Raw genomic sequence first — 2,042 nt, 5'->3', positions numbered from 1 at the left:
AAATCCCTCCCTTTTGAAAAGAATGGTTTTTTATTTGCTGGGATTTCTGGAAAGCCTATATCTGATGTAACACTTTCTAAATTTATGAAAGACAAAGGTTTTGATTATAGACCCCATGGTTTTCGTTCAAGCTTACGGGATTGGATAGCAGAAACAACATCAACACCGTTTGAGATTGCCGAAACTGTTCTTGCGCATTCCGTTGGGAGTTCAGTGACAAAAGCTTATATGCGGACAGATTTTTTAGAACAGCGACATGCTCTCTTGGAACGGTGGGCTGCATTTATAACAGAATAGATTTTTTTACAATTGCCTCTACAGAGCGCCTCTTTTTTTTCACTAACTTTATCTAATATTTTTTGAATGTTACTAAGTTCTGTTGTGAAAAATAATCTAAAGTTTTAACAAATCTTTTTGCGTATTTTTTAGCTATTTTGAGGGGAAATATGATGTGCAAAATTTAAAAAAAACACTGTAAAATGTGTAAAAACATTATTAATCGCCTCCATGAGACGTGCAAAATAGAAAATCTATTGGCTAAAAAATTTAGCACGTCTCAGAGCGTATTTAGAATCGGATATTTGTTTTTTGTGTAAAAATACTCTCTATGCCATCTAGGATCCGTGAAAAATCAAGCGCTAATAAGAGTATAATCAGTACAATCCATTTCGTATAACGAGACATTACTTTCACGCTTTTATAGGTCATGATAATTTCTTGAAGGATTTCTTTTTCCGCTTCTGTAAGCTCTATATCGTCTCTTGTTTTTCTTTTAGCCATGTTTCCATCCACACAAACGTTTATCTAGAGTGTTATGTTTTAAGATATCCCTTGCTAAGCTTGAACTGATGACGTTAACATCTCTTTTATTTAAATAAATGGGTAACCAACCAACACAAGAGACATACTTATTTGTTCCGCAACCAACGAGAGAGCTCACTACGCACATCAGCATCACTTTTTTGATTAACTTCATTTTCCACCTCAAGCCGCGTTGTTGCTGCCTTTAAAGTTTTTTCTGTTTGCTTTTGCTGTTCTGCTTTTTTGCCAAGGGTAAAAGCTTTAGCTAAAGCCATAAAAAAAGCGGCAAAAGCCGCACCTGTTAGAAGCAAATTCTTTTTTATCCATAAGATCATAGTCGGTGCTCCTGAAAGCGTTTGGCAACAAGAAAAATACCAGCAGCAGCTGCTAAAACCATGATGGTAGCAAGAGCCCATTGCACTGGACCATTGCCTGCTAGTAAGCCGCCAAGTCCAGAAAAAGAACCAATAATGGGGGCCAATGCTTCTGCTTTAAAGAGAGCTGTTGAATCCTTTGTTTCTACGGTTTGATAGTTGGAGGAAACATAAGCGCCTTTTGCCCACAACCCCGCTTCTGCTGCACGTCGGTGGACAAGACCTTGCAAGCGCTTACCACCCGCTTTGGTCCATTTTTGTAATTCGGCCGGCACTGCTTCATATTCACCGTTATTGAGTTTTCTTAACAGGGTCGAGTTGCAAAAAGCTGTTGTTCCTACATTATAACAAAAGGATATCAATGCTGCGAATTGCCAAGAGTTTAAAGAGACTGTAACGGCTTTTGCAACAGTGTTTTCAAATTGTCTTAAGTCTTTACAAAGAAGTTCTTCGGCTTGTTTTTCAGTGAGTGTCATGCCCTTGTGAACAAAAGGTTTTCCTGCGGCGCTGGTATGTCCATAACCAATAGTCCACACACCGATGGCGTCTTTATAAGCGTTTAAGCGCAAGCCTTCCCATTGTTTGATGAGAGCAAGACCTGCTTGTGATATTTTCCGCATAAAGTTCTCCATAAAAAAAGCCCCACACAAGGTGAGGCTGCGTGAAAATCTAAAAATAAATTTCTTTCTATCTTGACAAATGTTCGTTTATAAACGAATATAAATTATGTTTGAAATACGTCACTACCTTACCTCTGATGGCAAAGACTTGATAACTGATTGGCTGCGAAAGCTGCGTGATGTGCAAGCTAAAACTGCAATTATTCGCCGTCTTAATCGTTTAGAGCAAGGAAACTTTGGCGATTTC

The 2,042-nt window shown here is 38.4% G+C and carries 3 protein-coding genes and 1 pseudogene; 1 reads left to right on the top strand and 3 read right to left on the bottom strand.

The window, feature by feature from the left end; all coding sequences use genetic code 11:
* Positions 1-297, top strand: a pseudogene (locus BN200_RS08325) (tyrosine-type recombinase/integrase); the annotation flags it as partial.
* Between the two features lie 270 nt (positions 298-567).
* Here the strand turns inward: BN200_RS08325 and BN200_RS08320 are convergent.
* The 3 genes from BN200_RS08320 to BN200_RS08310 all read right to left on the bottom strand — a co-directional run bounded on the left by BN200_RS08320 (position 568) and on the right by BN200_RS08310 (position 1,795).
* Positions 568-780 carry a hypothetical protein gene (locus BN200_RS08320; RefSeq protein ID WP_019222105.1) on the bottom strand — a complete coding sequence of 71 codons (213 nt, stop codon included), beginning with the start codon at positions 778-780 and terminating at the stop codon, positions 568-570.
* 128 nt (positions 781-908) lie between these two features.
* On the bottom strand, positions 909-1,136 hold the full coding sequence (locus tag BN200_RS08315; protein WP_019222104.1) for a hypothetical protein: 228 nt from the start codon (positions 1,134-1,136) through the stop codon (positions 909-911).
* Positions 1,133-1,795 (bottom strand): lysozyme, encoded by a 663-nt coding sequence (locus BN200_RS08310; protein WP_019222103.1) that lies wholly within the window; start codon positions 1,793-1,795, stop codon positions 1,133-1,135. Before BN200_RS08310 ends, BN200_RS08315 begins: the two co-directional genes overlap by 4 nt.
* Positions 1,796-2,042: the final 247 nt, after the last annotated feature.

The organism is Bartonella senegalensis OS02, from assembly GCF_000312545.1.
GTDB lineage: Bacteria > Pseudomonadota > Alphaproteobacteria > Rhizobiales > Rhizobiaceae > Bartonella > Bartonella senegalensis.
This window is presented reverse-complemented; position numbering and strand designations above follow the sequence as displayed.

Excerpts from the sequence above, each read along its gene's own strand:
- BN200_RS08315 (WP_019222104.1), bottom strand. The coding sequence starts at position 1,136 with ATGATCTTATGGATAAAAAAGAATTTGCTTCTAACAGGTGCGGCTTTT.
- BN200_RS08310 (WP_019222103.1), bottom strand. The coding sequence starts at position 1,795 with ATGCGGAAAATATCACAAGCAGGTCTTGCTCTCATCAAACAATGGGAA.
- BN200_RS08320 (WP_019222105.1), bottom strand. The coding sequence starts at position 780 with ATGGCTAAAAGAAAAACAAGAGACGATATAGAGCTTACAGAAGCGGAA.